25 protein-coding genes are annotated in these 25,429 nt (G+C 38.2%); 16 read left to right on the forward strand and 9 right to left on the reverse strand.

Translation table 11 applies throughout. The features are described from left to right. Positions 1-201: 201 nt before the first annotated feature. The 7 genes from AC1M9F_RS11230 (at position 202) to dnaX (ending at position 9,139) form a co-directional block, all read left to right on the forward strand. On the forward strand, positions 202-1,593 hold the full coding sequence (locus tag AC1M9F_RS11230) for a 3-oxoacyl-ACP reductase (protein ID WP_092767789.1): 1,392 nt from the start codon (positions 202-204) through the stop codon (positions 1,591-1,593). A gap of 139 nt (positions 1,594-1,732) precedes the next feature. Then, positions 1,733-2,587 (forward strand): MaoC family dehydratase, encoded by an 855-nt coding sequence (locus AC1M9F_RS11235; RefSeq protein WP_481597806.1) that lies wholly within the window; start codon positions 1,733-1,735, stop codon positions 2,585-2,587. A 68-nt stretch (positions 2,588-2,655) separates the two neighbouring features. Continuing rightward, on the forward strand, positions 2,656-3,915 hold the full coding sequence (locus AC1M9F_RS11240; protein ID WP_481597824.1) for a serine hydrolase domain-containing protein: 1,260 nt from the start codon (positions 2,656-2,658) through the stop codon (positions 3,913-3,915). Between the two features lie 108 nt (positions 3,916-4,023). Then, complete coding sequence (cpaA, locus tag AC1M9F_RS11245) at positions 4,024-5,754, forward strand: metalloendopeptidase CpaA (RefSeq protein WP_481597807.1); 1,731 nt, start codon at positions 4,024-4,026, stop codon at positions 5,752-5,754. 3 nt (positions 5,755-5,757) lie between these two features. Further along, positions 5,758-6,375 (forward strand): metalloprotease secretion chaperone CpaB, encoded by a 618-nt coding sequence (gene cpaB / locus AC1M9F_RS11250; protein WP_481596369.1) that lies wholly within the window; start codon positions 5,758-5,760, stop codon positions 6,373-6,375. Between the two features lie 60 nt (positions 6,376-6,435). After that, the gene (locus AC1M9F_RS11255) at positions 6,436-6,894 is read left to right on the forward strand and encodes a copper resistance protein NlpE N-terminal domain-containing protein (protein ID WP_481592111.1); all 459 of its coding nucleotides are present in this window, start codon (positions 6,436-6,438) and stop codon (positions 6,892-6,894) included. A gap of 118 nt (positions 6,895-7,012) precedes the next feature. Continuing rightward, entirely contained in the window at positions 7,013-9,139 is a 2,127-nt protein-coding gene (dnaX, locus tag AC1M9F_RS11260) for a DNA polymerase III subunit gamma/tau (RefSeq protein ID WP_481597808.1), read from the forward strand. On the opposite strand, the gene AC1M9F_RS11265 is transcribed toward dnaX, so the two are convergent. Beyond that, the gene (locus AC1M9F_RS11265; protein ID WP_481597809.1) at positions 9,136-9,579 is read right to left on the reverse strand and encodes an acyl-CoA thioesterase; all 444 of its coding nucleotides are present in this window, start codon (positions 9,577-9,579) and stop codon (positions 9,136-9,138) included. The two genes, dnaX and AC1M9F_RS11265, sit on opposite strands and share 4 nt — an antisense overlap. Before the next feature lie 37 nt (positions 9,580-9,616). Continuing rightward, the gene (locus AC1M9F_RS11270; RefSeq protein ID WP_481597810.1) at positions 9,617-10,777 is read right to left on the reverse strand and encodes an iron-containing alcohol dehydrogenase; all 1,161 of its coding nucleotides are present in this window, start codon (positions 10,775-10,777) and stop codon (positions 9,617-9,619) included. A 113-nt stretch (positions 10,778-10,890) separates the two neighbouring features. Between AC1M9F_RS11270 and AC1M9F_RS11275 the strand changes: the two genes are divergently transcribed. From AC1M9F_RS11275 to AC1M9F_RS11290, 4 genes are read left to right on the forward strand one after another with little or no spacing between them, the layout of a single operon-like run. Beyond that, the gene (locus AC1M9F_RS11275) at positions 10,891-11,412 is read left to right on the forward strand and encodes a low molecular weight protein-tyrosine-phosphatase (protein ID WP_481592115.1); all 522 of its coding nucleotides are present in this window, start codon (positions 10,891-10,893) and stop codon (positions 11,410-11,412) included. Positions 11,413-11,424: 12 nt separating this feature from the next. Further along, positions 11,425-12,459, forward strand: coding sequence for a UDP-N-acetylmuramate dehydrogenase (gene murB / locus AC1M9F_RS11280; RefSeq protein WP_481592122.1), 1,035 nt, complete (start codon positions 11,425-11,427; stop codon positions 12,457-12,459). Positions 12,460-12,469: 10 nt separating this feature from the next. Then, a complete protein-coding gene (locus AC1M9F_RS11285) occupies positions 12,470-13,600 on the forward strand; it encodes a YdcF family protein (RefSeq protein WP_481597811.1) in 1,131 nt (376 codons plus the stop codon). Then, the gene (locus AC1M9F_RS11290) at positions 13,600-14,628 is read left to right on the forward strand and encodes an alpha/beta hydrolase (protein ID WP_035266046.1); all 1,029 of its coding nucleotides are present in this window, start codon (positions 13,600-13,602) and stop codon (positions 14,626-14,628) included. Before AC1M9F_RS11285 ends, AC1M9F_RS11290 begins: the two co-directional genes overlap by 1 nt. Before the next feature lie 36 nt (positions 14,629-14,664). Here AC1M9F_RS11290 and AC1M9F_RS11295 read toward each other — a convergent pair whose 3' ends face one another. The 5 genes from AC1M9F_RS11295 to AC1M9F_RS11315 form a co-directional block, all read right to left on the reverse strand. After that, positions 14,665-16,335, reverse strand: a complete 1,671-nt coding sequence (locus AC1M9F_RS11295; RefSeq protein ID WP_481597812.1) for an FMN-binding glutamate synthase family protein — start codon at positions 16,333-16,335, stop codon at positions 14,665-14,667. A gap of 110 nt (positions 16,336-16,445) precedes the next feature. Beyond that, a complete protein-coding gene (locus tag AC1M9F_RS11300; protein WP_481597813.1) occupies positions 16,446-17,612 on the reverse strand; it encodes a ribosomal protein uL16 3-hydroxylase in 1,167 nt (388 codons plus the stop codon). 234 nt (positions 17,613-17,846) lie between these two features. Next, the gene (locus AC1M9F_RS11305) at positions 17,847-18,452 is read right to left on the reverse strand and encodes a hypothetical protein (protein WP_481597814.1); all 606 of its coding nucleotides are present in this window, start codon (positions 18,450-18,452) and stop codon (positions 17,847-17,849) included. A 350-nt stretch (positions 18,453-18,802) separates the two neighbouring features. Continuing rightward, a complete protein-coding gene (locus AC1M9F_RS11310) occupies positions 18,803-19,414 on the reverse strand; it encodes a Maf family protein (RefSeq protein WP_481592480.1) in 612 nt (203 codons plus the stop codon). After that, positions 19,414-19,797 (reverse strand): DUF2237 family protein, encoded by a 384-nt coding sequence (locus tag AC1M9F_RS11315; RefSeq protein ID WP_035269188.1) that lies wholly within the window; start codon positions 19,795-19,797, stop codon positions 19,414-19,416. Before AC1M9F_RS11315 ends, AC1M9F_RS11310 begins: the two co-directional genes overlap by 1 nt. Before the next feature lie 138 nt (positions 19,798-19,935). Between AC1M9F_RS11315 and AC1M9F_RS11320 the strand changes: the two genes are divergently transcribed. From AC1M9F_RS11320 to AC1M9F_RS11335, 4 genes are all read left to right on the forward strand, one after another. Further along, the gene (locus AC1M9F_RS11320) at positions 19,936-21,123 is read left to right on the forward strand and encodes a phosphoglycerate kinase (RefSeq protein ID WP_035269172.1); all 1,188 of its coding nucleotides are present in this window, start codon (positions 19,936-19,938) and stop codon (positions 21,121-21,123) included. A 120-nt stretch (positions 21,124-21,243) separates the two neighbouring features. Next, entirely contained in the window at positions 21,244-21,492 is a 249-nt protein-coding gene (locus AC1M9F_RS11325) for a hypothetical protein (protein ID WP_481597815.1), read from the forward strand. Between the two features lie 132 nt (positions 21,493-21,624). Further along, on the forward strand, positions 21,625-22,662 hold the full coding sequence (gene fba, locus AC1M9F_RS11330; RefSeq protein WP_035269168.1) for a class II fructose-bisphosphate aldolase: 1,038 nt from the start codon (positions 21,625-21,627) through the stop codon (positions 22,660-22,662). Between the two features lie 77 nt (positions 22,663-22,739). Further along, complete coding sequence (locus tag AC1M9F_RS11335; RefSeq protein WP_481597816.1) at positions 22,740-23,588, forward strand: EamA family transporter; 849 nt, start codon at positions 22,740-22,742, stop codon at positions 23,586-23,588. Positions 23,589-23,611: 23 nt separating this feature from the next. Here the strand turns inward: AC1M9F_RS11335 and AC1M9F_RS11340 are convergent, their stop codons facing one another. After that, a complete protein-coding gene (locus AC1M9F_RS11340) occupies positions 23,612-24,265 on the reverse strand; it encodes an A1S_1983 family putative colistin resistance protein (protein ID WP_481597825.1) in 654 nt (217 codons plus the stop codon). A 98-nt stretch (positions 24,266-24,363) separates the two neighbouring features. Here AC1M9F_RS11340 and ispF point away from each other — a divergent pair, with 98 nt between their 5' ends. Then, a complete protein-coding gene (ispF, locus tag AC1M9F_RS11345; protein WP_092767822.1) occupies positions 24,364-24,849 on the forward strand; it encodes a 2-C-methyl-D-erythritol 2,4-cyclodiphosphate synthase in 486 nt (161 codons plus the stop codon). A gap of 10 nt (positions 24,850-24,859) precedes the next feature. Here the strand turns inward: ispF and AC1M9F_RS11350 are convergent, their stop codons facing one another. Continuing rightward, positions 24,860-25,384: a protein-tyrosine phosphatase family protein gene (locus tag AC1M9F_RS11350; RefSeq protein ID WP_481597817.1), complete on the reverse strand. Its 525-nt coding sequence runs from the start codon at positions 25,382-25,384 to the stop codon at positions 24,860-24,862. Positions 25,385-25,429 lie beyond the last annotated feature (45 nt).

A 25,429-nucleotide genomic window follows, 5' to 3' on the forward strand; every position in this document is an offset into this window, starting at 1 on the left:
ACATTAGCATAATCGCTAAGAGGTCGTATTGACTAAAATGACATTTAGCAATGCTTTCAGGTCAAGACATACATAGAATAACTCAAGTATTATTTAACTGAAACGCAGGGATCGATTAATTTACTAAGTATCAGAGTTTGAACTGAACTTCATCTACATCATAGATCCTTCAAAAAATTATTCTATCGAGAGATCATATTCATGACTGACCAATATCAAGCTTTTGCAAAATCTCCAATTGGTAAATTTGTCATCAAAAATTTAGGTTTACCATCTCCAATTCACTTAGATCGCTTTGAATCAGCAACGCCTGTTGTTCAAGGCGCTGTTTTATTCGGTTCTGCGTCTAAAAGTCTTTTTAATGGTGAAATTGCGCAAGTTCTGAGTAATATTCATGCCAACAGCTATGCGGGAAACAATGCTGAGTTACAACAAGCTGCAGCTAAAGTAGGGTTGAACTTAGGTGCGTTTAATGAAGGCGATAAAGAGTCGAAATTCAAAGCAGTTGTGTTTGATGCTTCGGGTATTCAGGACTCTGAACAGTTAATTGAATTGTATAAATTCTTTAATCCAATTGCTCGCCAAATTCAAACTTCAGGTCGTGTAGTCGTCGTTGGCTTGACACCAGAATCAGCACCTACAGTGAAACAAGCGATTGCTCAACGTGCATTAGAAGGTTTCGTGAAATCTGTAGGTAAAGAATTTAAGAAAGGTATTGCTGCACAATTGGTTTATGTAGATCAAGATGCTGCTTTAAATCTTGAATCTACACTTCGTTTTGTACTTTCTCCGCGCTCAGCGTATGTATCAGGTCAAGTCATTCGTGTTTCAAAAGCAAATGTTGTTGATGTTGATTGGACTAAACCACTTGCGGGCAAAACTGCAGTGGTCACAGGTGCAAGTCGTGGTATTGGTGAAGCGATTGCGCATGTTTTGTCGCGTGATGGTGCTCATGTCATTTGCTTAGATGTACCACAACAACAAGCAGATCTTGATCGTGTTGCGAGTGAAATTGGTGGATCGACTTTAGCGATTGATATCACTGCACCAGATGCTGGAGAAAAAATCAAAGCTGCAGCGGCTGCTCAAGGCGGGCTAGATGTGATTGTCCATAATGCCGGTATTACACGTGATAAAACGCTTGCTAATATGAAGCCAGAGCTTTGGGATCTTGTGATTAACATTAACTTATCTGCGATTGAGCGTGTGAATGAATATTTGTTGTCTAATGAAGGCATCAATGAAAATGGTCGCATCGTTTGCGTATCTTCGATTTCAGGTATTGCGGGTAACCTCGGTCAAACGAACTACGCAGCTTCTAAAGCTGGTGTGATTGGTTTAGTGAAATTTACAGCACCAATTTTGAAAAATGGTGTAACGATTAATGCTGTTGCTCCTGGATTTATTGAAACTCAAATGACAGCAGCGATTCCATTCGCAATTCGTGAAGCGGGTCGCCGTATGAATTCGATGAGTCAAGGTGGTCAACCAGTTGATGTGGCTGAAACAATCGCATTATTTGCTTCATCTGCTTCAACGGGGCTGAATGGAAACATTGTACGTGTGTGCGGTCAAAGTTTATTAGGTGCTTAAGCTTTAGTGGTCATAGATTGTTAAATGAAAGAGAGTAATGTTCAGGCATTGCTCTCTTTATTGCTCGTATGATTTGTTATGATCGTTTTGTTGAGCTGCAAACTGTAAATTTTTATAAAGATAAATGGGAATTTTTAACATGAAAACACGTCACTTTAGTCAATTGCCAAAAGCTTATTTAGCTTATCCTAAAGTCATTAAAGGTTTAATTTTTAAAAAACCGAAAGGCGAAAAGACACTGCCACAAGTGGATTACATCGTTGATGAATATCGTGTTGATCATGACCATTTAAAATCTTATAACGAAATTTGTGGTTATAAGAATAATGGATATGTACCATCGACTTACTTGGCAGTCATTTCTCAAAGTTTGCAGATGCAAATGATGACACAAGAACCTTTCCCATTTGCTTTGCTGGGTTTAGTTCATATTCGTAATCAAGTTAAGCAGTATCGCAAAATTGGAGTGAATGAAACCATCACGCTATCATGCAAATTTGGTGAGTTAAAACCACATGACAAAGGTTTGCAATTTGACTTCATTACCACTGCGAAAGTAGGTAATGATGTGGTGATGGAGGGTTTAACAACCTATCTTTCTCGTGAAAAAACAAATACTTCATCCTCTTCAAAGGCGAAAGAAGATCAGTTACCTGAATTTAAATCACAGGGTAATTGGAAAGTCGCTGAAAACACGGGTCGTCGCTATGCGCTCGTTTCAGGTGATTTTAACCTCATTCATATTCATGCAGTTACAGCAAAAGCATTTGGTTTTAAACAAGCGATTGCGCATGGCATGTGGAGTAAAGCTAAAGCATTAGCAAGTATTAGTTTACCGGATGCTTATGATGCTGATGTTTATTTTAAGTTGCCTATGTTTTTACCATCTGAGGTTGAATTTTTAACGGGTGAGCGAGATCAAGCGACATATTTGTTAGTTCGTAATGCAAAATCACAAAAACCTCATGTTTCTGGTGTTGTGAAACCACTTTAATAGATGCTCTAGGCCTAACATGTTTGTTAGGCTTTTTTATAACTATAAATCAAGGATAGAAGATGAAAATTCTAAAAGATTTAATTTACGCTGACACACATAATTATAAGGGTATCGTTCACCATCAGTTTGCAGATTTGGCACATTTATTTAGTCGTTTACAAGACTCTCGTACTGAACAAGGTGGTGCATCATTGGCTGTATATTATGGTCAAGAAAAAGTTGTTGATATTTATGTTGGAAAAAAGTCATCGAGTGAAGAGTGGTCAGAAGACACGATGGCGATGTGCTATTCCACCGGAAAGGGGATCTTAGCGACTTTGTCGCATATTCTAGTGAGTGAAGGGAAATTAGACTATCGTCAACCCATAGCTGATTATTGGCCAGAATTTGCTGAACATGGAAAATCTAAGATTACTTTGGCTGACGTATTAAGTCACCGTAGTGGTTTATATGATGTTAGAAATGTCATTGCTCAAGCATCTGAAATGGCAGACTGGGATCACATGCTCAATGTGATGGCTAGCGCGACACCACGTTTTAAACCCAATTCAAATTATGCATATCAAGCACTTACGTATGGCTGGTTATTAGGAGGGCTGATTGAAAAAGCGACTCAGCAAAATCTTTCTGAGCTGATGAATCAATATTTAGTAGAACCACTGCAATTAGATGGTGCCTATTTTGGTGTCCCTCAGGATCAACTTTCAAGAATAGCCAAACCTCTAGAAAAAACAAATATTGAAAAAAAGTCATCAACTACTCAAGTTGCACAACAAAAGAAGAAAAAACAGAAAGTTTCATTTTCGGATCGTATCATTCAATATTCTGGTCAAAATCCTGATGATTTTATAGATGCAATGATTCCAAAGGGAATGAAGGGGTTTAGCTTTTTTGATGATCGTGTTCTGACTCAACCCATTCCTGCTGCTAATGGTGTCTTTACAGCCAGAAGTTTAGCGAAAATCTATGCCATGATGGCGCACTATGGTCAGTTCGAATCAAGACAATTTATCAAGCCACTTGTATTCAAACAACTTTCGCAAATTCAAAGCTATGATCGAGACAAGGTGATGCCAATACCTATGCATTGGCGTTTGGGTTATCACAGAGTTATCACGCTGGGTAAAAGTGCAAAAAATGGATTTGGTCATATGGGCTACAACGGATCAGGGGCTTGGTGTGATCCTGAAAGAAAATTAAGCTTCGCCTATACCCATAATTATCCTGTTGGGTCAATTACAGGGGATTATCGTTTGTGGAGTTTATCGCAAGAGGCATTAAGATGTGTGGATCACATTAATAATGGTAAAAAGGGATGGTTTTAACATTTACAAAGGAGAATTTGTATTTATAATGTATACTAACTTTAACTAAAATAAACAAATAGTGACATGATGAATAAAAAAATTACCTTTTTACTAATGGGTTGTTTGATGAGTGGTGTTGTGGCAAGTACAGTACTTACACCAAACCAAAATCAGCAAAGCGGGCAGATTCCGAGCGGTTATGCTGAATTAGAATTCGAATTGCGTGATGGAAATTGGACGAAACAAATCTATCTGCCAAACAATCCAAAAAATAATGACAAGATTAGAATTTCCTCATCGGCGGGATATGCGGCATATCTAGATACTTCCAATATTGATATTCCCCTTGAATCAATTCAAATCAATAAAGGAAACACATTCGACTTTATTTATAGTGAATCTTTAAAAAAATGGCGAATCAACAGTACACCCAGTGTCATTTTAGATAATTCAAGTGTACAAAATATTATATCTAATCAACAAACAATACAGCGAGTTCATCTAAAAGATGGCGCTTGGGCAAAGAAAATAGTATTGCCGAGCGATGTTGCTAACAATACGGTAATGTTGATTGAATCTGATGCAGGCAGGGATTCATCAATTGATACAACAAATCTTCTTTTTTCGAGTAATTTTAATTTAAAAAAAGGAGATCGCTATTGGTTTGTATTTAATCAAAATCTAAAAAAATGGGTGCCTGAATATGTCAAGCCGAGACAACTAAATGTTAGTTCAGTGGGTACTCAGTTAAATAAAACAGATAGCCCTTTAACTGAAATTATTTTTGGTGATGGAAACTGGGTGTCACAATTCACATTACCAAGTTCAGCATATGACCGTGATCGTGTGATCGTGAAGTCGACTGCAACATGGCAAGCTACTATTTCAAATCAGAATATCAATACCTCAGCAACTTTAAAACTAAATAGAGGTGAACGATATGAATTTATGTTTGTAAAAGAATTAGCGAAGTGGATTTTAGTTTCTGCACCAGAACGTGTGATACAAGCGAAAGATTTAAATAATCAAAAAGTTCCTGATCCTAAACAACCAGTGACACGTGTTAAGTTGGCAAATGGAAATTGGCAATCAGTAATTAATTTACCTGATCGCGCTCAAATCAATGACAAGATAATCATAAGTTCTGGAGCGGCGTGGAGCAGCACAATTCAGGCATCCAATAATTTACGACAAACGATTCAAACTGGTGAAACGCAACGTTTTGTCTATACATCTCAAGGATGGCAAGCTGATAGTGCAACCATTGACATGCTTTTGGTGAGTAGTCCTGCTGTTGCAGAGAAATTAGGTGCAAATGCAGCGAAAATGAGGTTGATTGAAGGCTTTGATCTAACCAATGTGTCTGCAGAGAATTCAAATGCCAAGTTTTATCTGCGCAACGTTGGTTATCTGCAATATAAAACACCAGGTTCTAAAACATTAAACAATGTCCTTGATATTGGTCGTGTGGACAAAGTTATTCAGAATGAGCGTAATCGCTTAAAAGCTGATGCTGTATATTATGAAGGTGATGAAGAAGGCTGTGGTTTAGCTTACTTGCTTGAAAACCCTAACTCTAATTATATGATCGGTAGTGGAAGTATTAACTGTGGAATCACGGTTTTACGTCATGAATTCGGTCATAATATGGGGGTGAATCATGATGATACCGCTGGACCAGCACGTGGTTTGGAGCATCCATTGGGTGGTACGATTATGGGAGGTAATAGTATCTCTTATTTCTCAAGCCCAGATTTATTCCATCCAAAGTATGGATACCAATTAGGGGGTACGAATGATCGTGATGCTGTCACTATGATTAATAAAAATGCTAAAGCAGTGTCGCTATTCAAATAACGTATGAAAGTAATTTATATTTTATTGGGTGTAGCAGTTTTTGTGACTGCTACATTTACGTTATATCTAAAACCCGAAAAAGACAAATCATCTGCAAGCTTACAGCAGCATCAAGTTGAAAATGAACTGGGTCAAAATGTTAATGCTCATGACGAACGGCTTGAAAATAAGAATGAATCATCGAGTTCTCATCTGATGCCTGAGCTTATGCCTGTACTAGAACAAAATGTTGAACGGCATATGATTCTTCCAGAAAGTTTTCAGCATCGGGCTGACTCGGGTTATTTATTTAAGTTTAGTCCTGATCAAGTGGCGAGCATGAAAGAGGGCAGTAAATTTCCCTTGAAACTTTTGCAATTTGGTATCAACCGTGTGGCTGAAATTACTGAGATTGAACAAGTTGAGGATGGAATTGTGCGATACAAGGGGCAATTTGAGGATTATCCTGCTGATCTAAACTATTTTACGATTACTCAAAGTATTGAAGATCAATATGCAATTATTAAAGTTTATACAGATAAAGGGTCATATTTTGCTGAAGTAATTAAAGGGATTGGACTCGCTTACCCTGATCAAGTTTTACATGATGATGGGGTTCACGTGCACCAACATACGCATTGATTCATTTGCAGACTTGAGATATGGTAATTTTCACAAAATTGTTAAAATTGATTTGTGATTATGCGCCGTAGTACTGTCATCCCATTCGTTTTGATATCGTCGATTCATATGGCTTCTTGCGATCAGTCCACGCAATCAAATCAACTCTTGAAACAGAATGATTCAATAAAAAATCAAGTAACACCTCAATATATTGGTTTGTATCAAGGTACTACGCCATGTATGGGGTGTTTTTCGCGTTGTGAGGATTGTCCTGGTATGGCTGTTGATTTACAACTTAACGCAGACCAAACGTATGTGTTGTCACGATTAAGTCTAAGCGGTCATAACCAAGCAGAAGAAATCAAAGGTCAGTTCAAATTCATTAATACTGAAAAGTCTTTGATTCAATTAAACGGTGTCCCAACCAGAAATATCATTCTTGTCGATTTGGTCAACAAAATGCTCGAAATTCGTATCGATGGGACTGGTGAGGAATACGAAAATTTCGATGATTTTAGTTTGAATTTAACAGGTTAAATTTTCCCAAGAAAAAAGAGTTGGATTTAAATTGCTTTTTGAATGTATGAATGATCTGTAACGCATTCACTCTTGCCAAAAAAAACAGTATGCTTAGTCCTGTAATTAGGGAGCATTCATGTATCAGGTTCTTGCGCGTAAATATCGTCCACGTAATTTTTTAGAATTGGTTGGTCAAAACCATGTGTCGCGTGCATTAACCAGTGCTTTAGAGCGTGGTCGACTGCATCATGCTTATCTTTTTACGGGGACGCGTGGCGTTGGTAAAACAACGATTGCAAGGATTCTTGCTAAATGTCTGAACTGTGAAACAGGTGTAACATCTACACCGTGTGAAGTATGCCCAACGTGTACCGCAGTCAATGAAGGTCGATTTATAGACTTAATTGAAATTGACGCAGCCTCCCGAACCAAAGTTGAGGATACACGAGAATTATTGGATAACGTACCTTATGCACCAACGCAAGGTCGTTTTAAAGTGTATCTCATTGATGAAGTACACATGCTGTCCACACATTCTTTCAATGCTTTACTCAAGACACTTGAAGAACCGCCTGAACATGTCAAATTTTTATTTGCGACGACAGATCCTCAAAAACTTCCAATTACGGTTATTTCACGTTGTTTGCAATTTACTTTACGCCCATTGGCGGTTGATGAAATCACTTCACATCTCACACAAATTTTAACTAAAGAATCAATTAATGCGGAAGCTGATGCGATTTGGCAGATCGCTGAGTCAGCACAAGGTTCTTTACGTGATGCACTGTCGCTAACAGATCAAGCAATTGCATATGGGCAAGGTGCGATTCACCACCAAGATGTGAAAGAAATGCTGGGTTTGATTGATCGCACGATTATTTTCGACCTTATTTTGGCGATACATCAAAATCAACGTGCTAAAGTCAGTGCTTTATTACTCCAATTCCGTCAACAAGCACTTGATGTTTCTTTGGTGTTGGATCAACTCATTTCAACTTTACATGAGTTGGCTTTACTCCAATACTTACCAGACTTGAGTTTAAAATATAGTGCTGAGATTAATCAGAAAATTATGCAGCTTTCGAGCATGATTTCTGCTCAAGATCTACAATTGTATTATCAAATTGCATGTAAAGGTCGTGCTGAATTACAAATTGCAGTGACTCAAGAGCAAGGCTTTGAAATGTGTGTGCTCAGGTTGTTGGCATTCCGCCCGATGGCGAATAATGAGCAGCTGACCACTCAAGCACCTCCAGAACAATCAAATGTCTTAAAAGAAGCTGAAAATTTCAATCAGATTTCGACAGAGAATTCAGAATCTATATCGGCTGATCATCAAGAAGCAGGATCGAAAATCAGTTCGCCTGAGAATAATACGAGTTCGATTCAGCGTAGTCGTGATGTAAATGATGAGGAAAATACGGATCTAATCTTATTTCAACAGATGATGGCATCAGATGATGAGGCTGTTCCTACGGAGTCAGTTCATCCTGAAAAATCTGAATCTGAAAGCTTGCATTCAACAGAATTAAATCATGCGGATGATGTCGATCAGTCTGTATCTGTTGAAGTGAAACAAGAGAATTTAACCAACTCTGTGGTAGGCAGTGGGGAGATTGAGCTGACTTCATTTGGAGCAAGCTTTAATTCAGAGCCTGTTGAATCTTCTATTGTTGATCAAGACAATATTTTCTTTTTAGAGCCTAAGCCAAATGAACATTCTGCTGAAAGCGCTGAATTGTCAGTTCAAGAAGAAGGATCATCGAATGGCACTCATTGCCCAAGTCTAGATCTACTTGATGAGAATAAAAATGTTGTCGCAGATGCTGGCTTAAAAGGTTTAATGCCTCAAGATATTTTAAGGCTTGAGCCTGTCGAATTGGTAGGTGAATGGGATACTCAAAAGTGGGAATATTGGTTCAGAAATAGTCCATTAACACCTGCGGTACAAGAATTAGCACAACAAGGTCTTATGCAAGGTCAAATTGATGGAACATGTGAATTCTATATCCCTGCAAAATACGAAGCTTTATTGCACTCACTCATTCCGAGTTTAGAAGCAGCACTCAAGCAATCATTTTCAAAATCTCAATTAATCGTAAAATACAACGAACCAAACGGTGAGACGCCTTTCGATCTGCAGGAAAAGCGTAAGCAAAAGGCATATCGACGTGCTGAAGAATTGATTCATCAAGAACCCGTCGTGGAAGACTTGTTAAAAATTTTCGGCGGTGAGCTACATAATATTCAGCTTAAGTCTTAAGTTGATTTCGTCATAAACGTAGTTAAGGCTTCGCGTATTGAGTTTGGTAATTCAATACTTTTACGAGAGTCACGGTCGACAAATACATGCACAAAATAACCTTGAGCAGCAGGCTCTGATTGATTTTTCTTAAATATTGAAATGCTATACGTCACTGAAGATCGTCCAATCTTTTCGATAGCGACAGCAACATCAATCACTTCGGGGTAGGATAGTTCAGAAAAATATGTACATTTTGATTCAATAACGAGTCCAATGATAGGCGAAGTTTTAAAGTCAAATAGTGCGTGTTGAATAAGTAGCGCATTTGCGGCGGTGTCAAAGTAGCTGTAATAAGTGACGTTATTGACATGCCCATACACGTCATTATCAGCCCAACGGGTTTGGATGGGAAAAAAGAATTGATAGTCTGCTCTAGTTTTTTTTGAAATAGTTGTCATATTTTATTCAGAAAGTTGATTAAAGATTTCGAGTCATTTAATGATAAATTGCTTGGTAGATGCTTAAAGCATCAGCATAGCTTAGAGCTCTAGGATTGTTTTGTAAGAGGCGCGTTTGTTGCATCGCATCATTAGCTAACATCTCTAAATCTGATTCTTGTACACCTAGCTCATTGAGTTTTAAGCTCAACCCACTCTGGCTAACATGCCTTTCCATATGATCAATAAATAAATCACATAAGCCATCAGTATTGCCTTTGCTATATGGGTCAATCCATTGCATCAGTTCAGCATAGTATTTCTTCGCTTGAGGTGCATTGAATTTCAGTGTTTCAACAAGCACGATTGCATTGGTATGACCATGCGATAAGTGATAATGCCCGCCCAAAGGATAGGCAAGCGCATGAACAGCTCCAACAGGAGCATTTGCAAATGCTTGTCCAGCCAACATAGAGCCTAAGAGCATTTTTTGGCGCGCTTCTAGGTTTTGGGGTTGCTCTAGAACAAGTTTTAAATTTTGATTCAATAAATCCAATGCTTGTTTAGCGAGCAAATCAGAATAGAAATTTTTCTTTAGTTTTGAGGTGTAGGCTTCAATTGCATGCACCATTGCATCAATTCCTGTTGCTGCAGTGATGTGAGCCGGAAGACCTTGAGTAAAAGTTGCATCTAAAATGGCAGTATCCGCATACAGAACGGGTGAAACAATTCCTGTTTTTGTTGTTTTGCCTGTAGTGACAATAGAGATTGGTGTAACTTCAGAACCCGTACCTGCAGTTGTAGGCACTAAGATGAGTGGTAATCGTGGCGATTGAGCTTGATTGACGCCATATAACTCAGAAATCGTTTGGGTTTGATTGGGGTGTGAAAGTACGGCAATAATTTTTGCCACGTCTAAGGAGCTACCACCGCCAAAACCAATGACTGCATCAATCTGTAAACGTTTTGCTTCATCTACTGCATTTAAGATGACATCTTCTGGAGGGTCTGCAACGACATCGGAAAAAATACTGAACTCAGTCCCAGTAGCGTTGAAAATGTGAAGAATAGGTTGGTGGAGGTGGTGATCAATCATCCCTTGATCTGTGACGAGAAGAACTTTATTAAATCGATGTTGTTTTAAAATTGAGCCAAGCTGTTGAATACTCCCTAAACCAGAAATAATATTCCCGACAGTTTGAAATTGAAATTGGCTCATCACACATCCTTTTTTCGCTTTAAATAAGATTATTGTTTTACAGTTCTATAGGATTCACTCCTTAAATAACTTAACATATGCACTGCGAAAGTATATGTATTTTTGAGGCGAAGATGACGACGAAAATGCCATACAAAATTTTATGTGTATGTTTAGGAAATATTTGTCGTTCCCCAACAGCAGAAGTGGTAATGAAACACTTTGCGGATTTAGAAAAATTAAATATTCAAGTTGATTCAGCTGGAACCAGTAATTATCACCCAAACAAAGCGCCTGATTATAGAAGTCAAAAGCACGCATTGAAACGAGGATATGATTTATCTTCATTACGTGCGAGACAGATTCGTATTGAAGACTTTAAGGAATTTGATTTAATCTTGGCGATGGATCATGAAAATCTAGTCAATATTCAGAAACTGCAAGTTGAAGCAGCGCAAATATTTCAAAACCATGAACTGCGAGCAAAAATAGAGCTCATGAGTGCCAAAGATCCTTCATATTTAAATCAACCAGTACCTGATCCTTACTATGGTGGAGATGATGGCTTTGAGTTGGTCTTAGATCAATGTGAGTCGAACAGTAAAGCATGGATTAGTTACTTAAAACCAATGTTGCAGCAGTCAAACGTTGAGTAAGATAAAAATATGATTGATATTCAAACCAATATACAACTCCAGTCTTTCAATACGTTGAATTTAAATGCTGTTGCATCTCATTATTGTATTGTTCGATCTCTTCAAGATTTGCGTGAAGCAATTGAATTCGCTGAGCAAGCTCAATTAAACATGATGATACTTTCAGGGGGGAGTAATATGCTGCTCCCTGAGCATCTAGATGCTTTGGTTGTTCAATTACATTTAGATGATCTTGTCCTGCTTGCTGAAGATGATACCAATGTAACAATTCGAGTAGGTGCTGGACGTCACTGGCATGAGTTCGTGCTTTGGACAACAGAGCAAGGTTTCTATGGATTGCAAAATCTCGCATTGATTCCAGGGTGGGTGGGTGCTGCACCTGTTCAGAACATTGGTGCCTATGGCGTTGAAGTCGGTGAATTTATTGAATTTGTAGAGGCTTTTGATCGTACTAAAAATGAAATCGTTCAAATCCAAGCGAGTGATTGTCATTTTTCATATCGACACAGCATTTTTAAAGATCAGCCTGAGCGGTTTGTTATTACTGCGGTCATCTTTAAATTACTTAAACAGCCACAACTCAAAATGAATTATGGAGATTTAAAAGCTGCGATGGGCGATGACATTACGCCATATAATTTACAGCAACAAGTGATCAAAATTCGTCAAAGTAAACTCCCAGATCCTGCAGAATATCCAAATGCAGGGAGCTTTTTTAAAAATCCGATTTTAATTAAAACGAAATTTGAGGAAGTTTTACAGCTTCATCCCACGATTCCACACTATCCTCAAGCAGATGGTTCTGTAAAAGTTGCAGCTGGTTGGTTGATTGACCAATCAGGCTGGAAAGGAAAAAAATTAGGAAAAGTGGGAATGTTTGATCGACAGGCTTTAGTTTTAGTCAATTACGCCGATGCATCTCTCACAGATGTGCAGGCAACCTATCGCTCTGTGCAGCAAGATGTGTTAAATAAGTTTGGTATTTTATTAGAACCTGAGCCTGTTTTGTTCGATCAAAAAGGTTCTATTCAATCTCATTTGGTTTAAAAAGGACAGTATGTCTAGAAAACATTGGATGGTGGCAACGGTGCGTATGATGGCGATCATATTCGCACTTTTGGGCTGTCTCATGGTTTTCTGGTATACACCATTTTATTCAGCACTTGTTGTGAAATCACTTCACGCATTTGTCCCTATCAAAGTTGACGAAATTGCGGCCAAGAGCCAGCAAATGGCAGCGTTAACTGATAAGGAGGATTTGGAGCCTGGTTCAAGGCTGTGGATTGCAAGACAAGCTTATCTCAAACTTATTGAAGAACAATTGAATGATCAAGGGGCTGAACAGCTTGCTGAAATTCAAACTCGCTATGTGTTATTAAAACAAAAAATTAAAGATGAATTGCTTACAGATATAAATACAAAGAATGAAACTAAAGAGGATGTTGTCTTCGCAATTGATCAGCCTGATTTAGCCAGTGATGTTGCCATAAGCCAAACTGATTCAACAAATTCATCCATTAATGAAGAAAAAAATCAGCGCTTGGCTTTAATGGAAAAATATGAATTTTTCCTTAGAAATCATCCCTTAGAAGAAGATGAGGTTCAAACATTAGATCCGCAAATCTATAAAGATATCGCGTTGATTCAAAATGAAAATAAAACTTTATCAAATCAAAAAGATAAACCTTATGCGATAGTTGTGTTGGGTGGTGGGTTGACGCTAGGGGATAATAAAATTGATATCGTAGTTAATGATTACACACGCTCTAGACTAGAAAAAACACTTGAGATTGAGAAGCAAACGGATTTACCTATTGTATTGAGTGGTGTTGAAGCACCGTATATGCAAGCTTGGTTAGCATCGCGTGGGGTAGAAGCGAATCTATTAGAGCAACGCAGCATGAATACCTGTGAGAATACACGCTTTAGTTCATTATTATTACAAAAAAAAGGAGGAGCGCCGACAGTGATTCTGATTACCGATCGTTATCATATGACACGTACACGACGTCTTTTTGCTTTGAACGGTATCAAGACAGTTCCTGTTGAAGCGCCCATGCCTACAATGCTGACAACATGGCGTCCTAGCCAATTAAATTACGATCACAGTCGTCGTGCAAATTATGAATTACTTGCCACGATCAGAGATGTAATGTTTGGCTCTAGCGGTTGTCGGGAGGTGCCATAATGTCTGATATTCCATTTCTGAATCCAAATGTGTTGAAACAACTCGATTTACCCATTCCGAATCGAGAACAAACACCATTAAGGTTGGAACCTTTAAACTTAAATCGACCTTATTCTCCTTCGAAAGAGATTCAAGCTTATCGTCATCTTTACGCACTTGATCGTCTTGAAGCGAATTATTGGCAGGGTTATATCAAAATGCCTTTGTTCAAACTTCATGTGCAGGTGTATCAACCTCGCATAGAGCAGGTGAAAGGTACTGTATTCTTATTGCATGGCTATTTGGAACACAGTGGGATTTACCAACCAATTATTGGTGAATTACTGGATCAAGGGTTTAGTGTTTTAACTTATGACTTGCCTGGACATGGGTTAAGTGATGGCAATGCTGCCAGCATTCAGAACTTTGATCATTATCAGCAAGTACTCCATGCGGTTCACCAATATGTAAAACAAGCTGATCAATTGCCTAAACCATGGCTAGGTATCGGACAGAGTACTGGTGGTGCAATTTGGATGCATCATTTGTTGGAGTTTGCTGAACAACGTAAAAATCCAATTGTAGAACGCGTTTTGCTCTTGTCCCCGTTAGTCAGACCTGCAAAAACAGCATGGTGGCATAATCCAGTAGGCTTGGGCATCATTCGCCGTATCAAACGTGAAGTTCCAAGACATTTTAAGCGCAATAATCACAACCCTGAATTTTTAAGATTTGTACGTCTAAAAGATCCACTACAACCGCGTATGATGGGGATGGATTGGATATTAGCAATGTCAAAGTGGATGTTGGAAATGGAAAATCGACCTGCATGCCGAATTCCAGTTTGGCTCGCTCAAGGTGCCCAAGATCAAACCGTAGACTGGCGTTATAATATCGAATTTATACGCAGAAAGTTTCGCCTTCAGACCTTGCTCATGTTAGAGGAGGGATCTCATCAGTTGATCAATGAGCGTGCGGATATACGGGCAGCATTAACGGGTTTAATCCCAGCGTTCTTGCATGCTCAAAGTCACAAAGGATACTTTTAAAATAAAGGTGCTGATTTCAGCACCTTTTTGACGAAACTAGAATTTGCTGGCATCTGCCAAATTCCACATTCTGAAATAGAAATTTTCTTCATCTCTATCTTTACAGTTTAATAATTGACCTGATTCTAACCAAAAATGTAATTGAGCATAATTTTTGATTTCACGATCATTTATACGTTGCGCGAGATGATGAGCTTTAATTTCGCTCGGATGATTTAAACCTGCAGCTGCTATCATTTCCGCCAGTGCATGCAATGTATTTTTGTGGAAATTATAAACACGTTCTGCTTTCGTTGGTACATGGACTGCTTTTTGGCGCTCAGCATCTTGTGTTGCTACCCCAACTGGACACTGATTGGTATGGCAACTTTGAGCTTGGATACAACCGACAGCAAACATAAATCCACGAGCTGAATTCACCCAATCTGCACCTAAGGCAAAGGTACTCGCAATATCAAAAGCACTGATGATTTTACCACTTGCGCCAATTTTTACTTTATCTCTTAATCCAGCACCTACTAAGGTATTGTGTGCAAATAAGAGCGCTTCACGCAGTGGCGTTCCGATATTATCGCTAAATTCAATCGGTGCAGCACCGGTTCCACCTTCTGATCCATCTACGACGATAAAATCAGGAACAATATTGGTTTCAAGCATCGCTTTGACAATACTCATAAATTGCCAAGGCTGTCCGATACATAATTTGAATCCAACAGGTTTACCACCTGATAGTTCACGTAACTTTTGAATAAAATGCATCATTTCAATCGGTGTATTAAAGCTAGGGTGGCTTGGCGGGGAAATACAATCGCGATCACGAGGAACACCACGAATCTTCGAAATTTCTTCTGTAATCTTATGTTTGGGTAAAATACCGCCGTGACCTGGTTTTGCACCTTGAGACAGTTTTAGCTCAATCATTTTGATATTGGGATGTTTGGCTTGAGCTTTAAATTTTTCAGGATCAAAGAGACCGTCTTCAGTTCGACAACCAAAATATCCACTGGCGATTTGCCAAACAATATCTCCATTATTTTCAAGATGGTAGGGGCTTAGGCTTCCTTCGCCAGTATCATGATAGAACTGACCCATGTGGGCACCGAGATTAAGTGCGCGTATTGCATTAGCACTTAAACTCCCAAAACTCATTGCTGAGATATTCATGATTGATGCACTATAAGGTTGAGCGCACTGATCATTACCCACTTTAATGCGGAAGGTGCTGGTATCAGCTGGGAGTTTCGGTGCAAGAGAGTGAGTAATGAAACGATAGTCATCTTGATATACATCAATAATTGAACCAAAAGGCTTATCAGCATTTTCATTCTTTGCACGCTGATAAACTAAGCTACGTTGCATTCTTGAAAAGGGTAAAGCGTCTTGGTCTGATTCAATAAAATATTGACGAATTTCGGGTCTGAAATCTTCAAATAAGAAGCGAAAATGCCCCATGATTGGGTAGTTCTTTAAAATTGAATGTTTATTTTGAAGTACATCATATAGGCCTAAGACACTGAGTAAACTGGTCAGTAGCCAAATAATATTAATGACACTGTCGGATAGAAAATAATAAATATAATGGGGGTTGTAAAATAGCCTAAGCCACGTAATACTCAGGGCGATGATAATACATGCGAACCATACAGAATGTCTTGAAAAAAAAGTGTTCAGTAATTTATGTCTTATTGCTTGAGCAGGACTTGCCATTTTTATTTTCCATCGTTCTTTACTGTAATTACCTTACGAACTTCTATGGAATCAGACAAGTAGTGAATTGTTAGCTTACAGCTGTAAGCTAACAATTTATATTTATAGGTTTAGTTTTCTTCCGAAGGAAGCAACATAATGATCGAACTATTCAAGAGTTCAGCGAGATCTTCAAGAATATGTTGATCATATAAACTTTCATCTAAAGCGATCATTTCACCATCAGCGATACGTTTTAAATGAGGTTTAAATTCTTCGGAGATACATAAGCGCTCTCCATTTGCCCAAAAGTTAAGTTCATCATTGAAGTTGCTATACAGCAAACGTGAAGCAGGTTCGATTTTTAATAAATAGCCTTCTTCAAGTGCTTCTTCTAAATCACCTGTTCCAATTTCGTCATTTTCTGGAATATTGTTAGGATAACCAGGTTGCGAAGCGAGACACATGATGGCTTCATTTAGCATCTCAGGATTTTGCAGTTGAGCTAAAAGTTGTTCGCGCAAATAGCTAAGCTCATGATCTGAAATTTCGCCGACAGCAGTGCTGACAGAGCGTGTGATATCTAATAATGGTTTTTCCAGTTGCTCTTGTTCTGAAAAAGAATCACCAAGACTATCCATCATGTCTGAGATATTTGGCATGCGGAAACCGAAAGAATAGGTTAAACACTCATCTTCAGCTACGCCATAATGAGAAAGACCAGGTGGGACATATAGTAAATCTCCTGGCGCCAAAACTTCATCAAAATGAACTTCCATTTCTTGCAAAAGTTTTAAAGGCTGACCTGCAACGAGTGCTGTCTGTTCATCACACATTTGGCCTAATTGCCAACGGCGATGTCCGTAACCTTGAACTAAAAATACATCATAAAAATCGAAGTGTTTACCGACAGAACCACCTTGTGGTGCGTAAGACACCATAATATCTTCACGACGCCATTGAGGAATAAAAGGAAATTTTTTCCATAACTCAGCAAGATCAAACGAATAGTGATCGACCGCTTGAACGAGTAGTGTCCATAATTTTGGCATTTTTTGGAAGTCTGCTTTGAGCAGTGGCGATGACTTCACATTCCATTGATTAGGGTCACGATCTTTTTGTTTGATCAAACGTGCAGTCACGTTTTCATCGAGTGCAAGCTCCATAACATCATTGGGTTCAAGTAAACCCACAATTTCAGGAACTGCATTACGAACGAGGAGCGGTTTTTTTTGCCAATATTCCGTAAGGAATTGTTCAGCGCTAATACCGCCGAGAACGTCTAAAGTTTGGGACATAATAAGGACTACAATTTAGTTTGGCTTATTGTCCCTTGAACGATGCAAGTTCTGCAAGTGACACGGCTTTAAAAGCGCATGTTTTCTTGCTTATGGATGATACAAATGAATATGAAAAAAATGAATATAGCTATTTTAAAGAAATAATTAATTTACACTTTGAGGGGAATTTCATATCGTATAACAGCCATTATGTTAAATGAGGCAGATTTATTGAATCAAATATTAACTAAACTAATCATCATCAAAAGGGCTTTCAGCACCAAAACTATTTATACAGGCTTTGGATGTATATAGAAGCCCACCTCCTGAAGAATGAATGCTGACCAAGAAGTCTTTTATTTCGAAAATTTCAGGAGGGGGTATAAGGTATATTTTTTCTTGAACTACAAATCTGTAGACTAAGTTAAGTAAAAAAAGTGCGCTAGCTGAGTCTAATAGATTTTTTAAGTTCGCGAGATTTCTATTAATCTCACGATCATGCTTAATTTTATTATGGTGATTCCACCATAAAATTGTTTCATCGCTATCTATCTTATCAAATGGAGTGAATTTTAAAGATGTATATTTAATTTTTACGTCAGACTTTAAGAGAGATAGACTTTGTAGTTGTGTTTCATCTTTATAGTATTCACGAAAATCTCTAAAGTTGAATGAATTACCAATATTAGATGTACAAGCCTTAAAAATAGCTTCAATTTCTGAACAAATTGTAAGATACAAATTCATTATTTCTATAGAAAAAGTTTCATTGTTTCTAATGTCAAAATCTAAGTGAGTACTAAATTCTTTTAGTTTTTTTTCTATATGTAGAAATCTATTCCAGAAGTTATCATGCATATGTATCCCCCTAAAGATAGTATCCAAAATTGAAAAAAACTTTAACAATGATAACTTAAACTAAGATAATGGATGTTATACAAAGTTTCTTAACTTGTTCATGTAATTCATATTCTTAACTTGAAATGAACAACCCAAATATGATCATTTGAACTTTTTTACAATTTCTATGTTTTGAGATCGCTTATCGATCAATTTTCCACAGCTTTGTGTATATAAATTAATTTAGCTCAGTTGTAATTATTTGAGCTAAAAATAGGGTATTTATTTCATTCATCAGTTGCTAGTAACAAATAATTCCAAAAAAACCGAGTTATTGAACTCGGTCTTATTTATTAATATGCAACGTATCAAGGCACTAGAATTTTCAATTCACGTAAAATTTTACACAATTGAATCATCGGCATGCCCATCAACGTGGTTTGGTCTTGCCCAATCATTTCTTCAAATAAGCTGATGCCCAAACTTTCGCATTTGAAACTTCCAGCACACTGTAAAGGTTGTTCAAGTGCGACATAACGCTGAATTTCTTCCAGATTCAAATGCCTAAATTTGACCTTATAATGTTCAACAATGGTTTCTTCAAACCCAGATGAAGCGTGTTGAACACTTAATGCCGTACTGAAATAAACAATTTTTCCTGAATTTGCTTGAAGTTGTTTGATTGCTTTTTCAGGAGATAAAGGTTTTCCAATAAATATGTCAGGTGCGCCTTCACGCCAAGCCACCTGATCAGAACCGATAACGATCGCATCTGGATCTTTCTCAGCAAAATATTTTGCTTTTTCATATGCGAGTCGATAGGCAAGATCATCGGCATGGCTTTCCCCACGCGGAGTCTCATCGATATCGGGTGATATTTGTTCAAAATCGATATGTAATCGATTAAGTAGTTCCTTACGTGTTTGACTGCCAGAAGCTAAAATAATTCTTGCTGACGTTGAAGCAACATGATGATTCATTACACTGAGAATTCCATTAAAATGTCGATCGGGACATAAGCAAGTACTGATTGATGACAAGCCTGAAGTTTTAAATTCGGTGCCATATCATTCTGATAAGCTTCAACCCAGCGCGTCACACAAATACACCAGAAATCACCAGGCTTTAAACCGGGAAAACCAACTTCGGGTAGTGGTGTTGTCAAATCATTCCCAATTCGTTGCGAGAAACTTAAGAATTCAGACGTCATTTCGGCACAGACTGTATGTTGACCTAAATCAGAGGGTGCAGTGTGGCAAAAACCATTTCTGAAATATCCTGTAATAGGATCAAAACAACAACTGGCGAGCGGTTCGCCGAAAACATTTAAACGATTAATACTTGGATCTGGATGGATAGACATAGCAACACTTTGTGGTTCGACTCCATCTATCATAATCAAATCTAAAGATTTCTACAGCTTTTCTGAAATTTTACTCACCTTTTTTAGCATAATCATTTAGAATCTATGCGGTTTTGATATCTATAAAGTGAGCTATACATGAACTTTCAGCGTATGACTGACCTCGATTTAGCAGGTAAACGTGTTCTGATCCGTGAAGACTTAAACGTTCCTGTTAAAAATGGTGTGATTACGAGTGATGCACGTTTACGCGCTGCATTACCAACAATTAAAGCCGCTCTTGAAAAAGGCGCAGCAGTAATGGTTTATTCTCACCTTGGTCGTCCAGTTGAAGGTGAGCCTAAAGCTGAACAATCACTTGCACCTGTTGCTGCCTACTTAACTGAAGCATTGGGTCAAGAAGTTAAATTACTCACTGAATATTTGGATGGTGTTGAAGTTGCGCCAGGCCAAGTTGTGTTACTTGAAAACTGTCGCTTTAACACAGGCGAAAAGAAAAATAATCCAGAGTTAGCAGCAAAATATGCAGCACTTTGTGATGTGTTTGTTATGGATGCATTTGGTACTGCACATCGTGCAGAAGCATCGACAGAAGGTGTGGCTCGTCTTGCTAAAGTTGCAGCAGCAGGTCCATTACTTGCCGCTGAATTAGACGCACTCGGTCGTGCGCTTCAGACGCCTGAAAAACCAATGGTTGCTATTGTAGCGGGTTCAAAAGTATCGACTAAACTAGATGTTTTAACATCGTTATCAGATATTTGTGATCAGCTCATTGTCGGTGGTGGTATAGCGAATACATTCTTAGCAGCTGCGGGCTATAACGTTGGTAAATCACTTTGTGAAAATGACTTAATCGATACAGCTAAAGCAATTGCTGCGAAAGTATCGGTTCCATTGCCAACAGATGTTGTTGTTGCTGACGCATCAGAAATTAACTTTGATGACTTCCTTGGCTCATTAGCGGCAGCAAAAGCCGTAGTGAAAAAAGTTGAAGATGTTGCTGACAATGACATGATTCTTGATGTTGGTCCAGAAACAGCTCAAGCATTTGCTGAAATTTTAAAAACTTCAAAAACAATTCTTTGGAATGGTCCAGTAGGCGTATTTGAGGTTGATCAATTTGGTGAGGGCACGAAAGCGCTATCTTTAGCGATTGCAGAATCTGAAGGTTTCTCTATCGCCGGTGGTGGTGATACTTTAGCTGCGATTGATAAGTATGAAGTTGCTGACAAAATTGGTTATATCTCAACTGGTGGTGGTGCTTTCCTTGAATTTGTAGAAGGCAAGACATTACCAGCAGTCGCTGTTCTACTTGAACGCGCTTAATTGGATTTAAGAAAAAAGACCTTCTAAGAAGGTCTTTTTTTTTGACTAATTTTCGTCATGAAAATGAAATAATTTTGAAATATTATGATCATAATCTGATTTATCATGCGGAATAACATCATGAAATTACAATTATGCGTAATTGCACTATTGGCTGCTACTCTTGCTATGACGGCTTGTTCTAAACAAGAAAGTGCACCAGCTGCAGATCAAACATCAACATCAGAAGTTGCTGTTGAAGCATCAGATATTAGTGCTGAACAACAAGCGGCTATCGATGCTATTGATCAGCCATTACAAGATGAAAATAATACTGATGTTCCTGAAGAAGTTGCAAATGCACCTGCTGATCAAGCAACGGCGGAGTGATTTTCTACTTCAATAAGTATTAAATTGAAAATCTCCCTGCAATTGCAGGGATTTTTTATGAAATACTGTCAATTGTTGCTGAATTGAAACACAGGTCAGGTTAGAATATGGAGCATTACCTGGGAGGAAATTATGGCTCTTATTTCAATGCGCCAGCTCTTGGATCACGCCGCAGAACATAGTTACGGCGTACCAGCGTTTAACGTAAACAACTTAGAACAAATGCGCGCGATTATGTTAGCCGCAGATGAAACAAATTCACCTGTTATTGTTCAAGCATCTGCTGGTGCTCGTAAATATGCTGGTGCTCCATTCTTACGCCATCTTATTTTGGCTGCAATCGAAGAATGGCCACACATTCCAGTTGTGATGCACCAAGACCATGGTACTGATCCTGACGTTTGCCAACGCTCAATCCAATTGGGCTTTTCATCTGTAATGATGGATGGTTCATTAGGTGCAGATGGTAAAACACCAACAACTTATGATTACAACGTAGATGTAACTCGTCGTGTTGTTCAAATGGCACATGCGTGTGGTGTATCTGTAGAAGGTGAGATTGGTTGCCTAGGTAGCCTTGAAACTGGTTTGGCTGGTGAAGAGGATGGTGTTGGCGCTGAAGGCGTTCTAGATCATTCACAACTCCTTACTTCGGTTGAGGAAGCGACTCAATTTGTCGCTGATACTAACGTTGATGCGTTAGCAATTGCGGTTGGTACTTCACACGGCGCTTATAAATTTACGCGTCCACCTACAGGTGATATTTTAGCGATCGATCGTATTAAAGAGATCCACGCTGCACTTCCAAATACTCATCTTGTAATGCATGGTTCAAGTTCAGTTCCACAAGAATGGTTAGCGATTATTAACCAATACGGTGGTGACATCAAAGAAACTTATGGTGTTCCTGTTGAGCAGTTGGTTGAAGCAATTAAACACGGTGTACGTAAAATCAATATCGACACTGACTTACGTTTAGCTTCAACAGGTGCTATGCGTCGTATGATGGCTGAAAAACCAAGCGAATTTGATCCACGTAAATTCTTTGCTCAAACTGTTGAAGCAATGAAGCAAATCTGTGTAGATCGTTATACTGCATTTGGTACAGCAGGTCATGCTGACAAGATTCGCCCTATTTCTTTAGAGAAAATGGTAGATCGTTATAAATAATTAATAAAATTATTTATAATTTTAAAAGCCCACAGTGATTGTGGGCTTTTTCTTGAATAAAAAAACAAGAGCAAATTATGGAACTTATTTTTTCAGCAGCTTTGTGCAGCGTACTAGTATCGATTATATTGAAGTTTAGTAAGTCTCGTGGATTTGATGTCATGCAAATGATTGCATGGAATTATGCTATCGCCACGATACTCTGTTTTTTTTGGTTTGAGCCAGATCTCTACCAAATATCATTAACCTCCACACCTTGGTGGCTTATTGGATTGTTGGGAATAGCTTTACCCTCAATATTCTTGCTGCTTTCCAAATCACTTGATCAAGCTGGAATTATCAGAACTGAAATCGCGCAAAGATTATCCGTTGTTCTTTCATTGTTGGCAGCCTATTTTCTTTTCCAAGAAAAATTTAGCACCCTGAAATTGATTGGTATTGCATTGGGTTTGGGTGCAATTGTTTTGATCATTTTCTCTAAAACATCAACACCAACATTGCAAACAAAAAAAGCAGGAATGTATTTGCTTGCAGTTTGGCTTGGCTATGCGCTCGTAGATGTCCTGTTAAAATACAGTACAAGTCTAGGGTTAAAATTTGCAGTCAGTTTAAACTTGATGTTTGTGTTTGCTTTCATTATTTCCATGGGATATTTGTCCCTGCGTCAAACATCATGGACATTGCAAAATTTTCTTGCCGGCCTAAGTTTAGGTGTATTGAATTTTGCCAATATTGCACTTTATGTGAAAGCACATATGTTGTTAAAGGATTCACCCGCAATCGTATTCGCTGGCATGAATATTTTGGTCGTAGTGTTAGGTGTGATTGCAGGTATATTAGTTTTTAAAGAAAAAATAACCCTAAAAAACAGCTTAGGTATTCTGTTAGCGCTCACAGGAGTGTTGTGTTTAGCATTCGCAATTTAACTGTGAACTTGCATACATTCTGTTTAATCATATAGTCGATAGATTCCACTAAAGCGCTCACAGCCTGTTTGCTCAGTTGAGACAATCAGTAATGATTTTTGGTATTTAAGTTTGTACTGACAATCATGCTCATTATCAATAATTTCGTGTTTGCTTTGAGTGGTTGTATAAGCCAATAATGGGATGGTCTGGGTTTCTATGCGATTGTTAGGGCTACGATAAGCAATACCTTCAATTTTAACGCGATCCTTGCTTAATTGATGAATTTTAAGGTGTACAGGTTGCGCTGCAATTTTACCTTGTTCAAACTTAATGTAATGTTGAGTGAGCGTTTGATTCATCGACATGTAAAAGTTTAAATCATCAATGCGTTGATTGATTTGTGATGACACACAATTTTTATTTTTACACTGCTGCAGTCGATTCAGCCAAAGCTGTTGTGTATCTTGAATTAATCGAGTTGGTGCATCAGTAACTAAGTAGGATGTTAAAAAGCGTTCATTCAATTCATCTCTCAGAGATGAAAAATCAGCAGCACAAATCATGGAATTTTTAGAACTTGATTGAGGCTTATCGCATTGAATAAGTTGTGCCTGTGCGACAGAAACACTGCTTAATCCAATGAAAAAGATAGAAATTAAAGGTTTCATCCAACTTGATACGCTTTTTGACAACATCATCGCTTATACTTTCAAATGTTTGCGCATCTACTATAGCGAACAAGAATCAAAGAATACAAGATTTCATTTTCAAAAACTGTGTAAAGGAGTTCAATGTGAGCTTAGCTATTCGTATAGGTCAAGGTATTGATGTTCATGCTTTTGAGGAAGGCGATTATGTCACATTGGCTGGTATTCGTATTCCGCATACACATGGTTTGAAAGCACACTCTGATGGAGATGTAGTTTTACATGCACTTTGTGATGCATTGTTGGGTGCTTTAGCGCTCGGTGATATTGGACAGCACTTTCCAGATACTGATGAACAGTTCAAAGGCGCGGACAGTAAGGTTTTATTAAAGCATGTTTATCAGTTGATATTGGATCGTGGTTATCAACTGAATAATGCGGATATTACAGTGGCTTGTGAGCGTCCAAAATTAGCGAAACATAATTTAGATATGCGTCAAAGTATTGCAGATGTACTTGATGTGGATATCAATCAGATTAGTATTAAAGCCACTACCACTGAAAAATTAGGATTTACTGGTCGTCAGGAAGGAATTCTGTCTACAGCGACCGTATTAATTAGTCATCAATAAACAATTTTGATCATTCAAAGTTTTGCGCTTTCATCAAAGAGGCTTGCAGTTCTTGAGTGGCTTTACGTCCTTGCAACTGTAAGCCGACCGCGTGCATTAACCCAGTCCAAGTGTTGTTGGGTTCCCATACTTGGTGTAATAGCTCATGTGCTGAAGGTAAATCCATATTCATATAATGTAGTCGGTACAGATAGATTAATGAACTACATTGATGATTTTCGGTGCAATGTATCCAGACCATTTTCTCTTTAACGAGATGGTCGATCAGATCGAGCACAAATAAACATTGATCGTCATGTGGAAATTCTGGATCAATAGGGACTTGGATGTAGTTAAGACCAATTTCAGCACTTAAGCGATCCTCATGATTTAAGTTCGGTGTAGCATCATTAAAAGCGAGATTAATGATAGTATCGATACCATAAGCTTTAATCGATTTAAGTTGTTCTTCGTCTGGCTGACCTGAGCTAAACAAATGCTCATGAACAAATTGAAAATGGGGGATTGAGCTAAGTTCTTTTTCGAGTTGATCCATGATTTAACCTTATAAAAAAACGCCATCGTGTGATGGCGTTTTATC

It is taken from the genome of Acinetobacter sp. ANC_7504, from assembly GCF_056779995.1.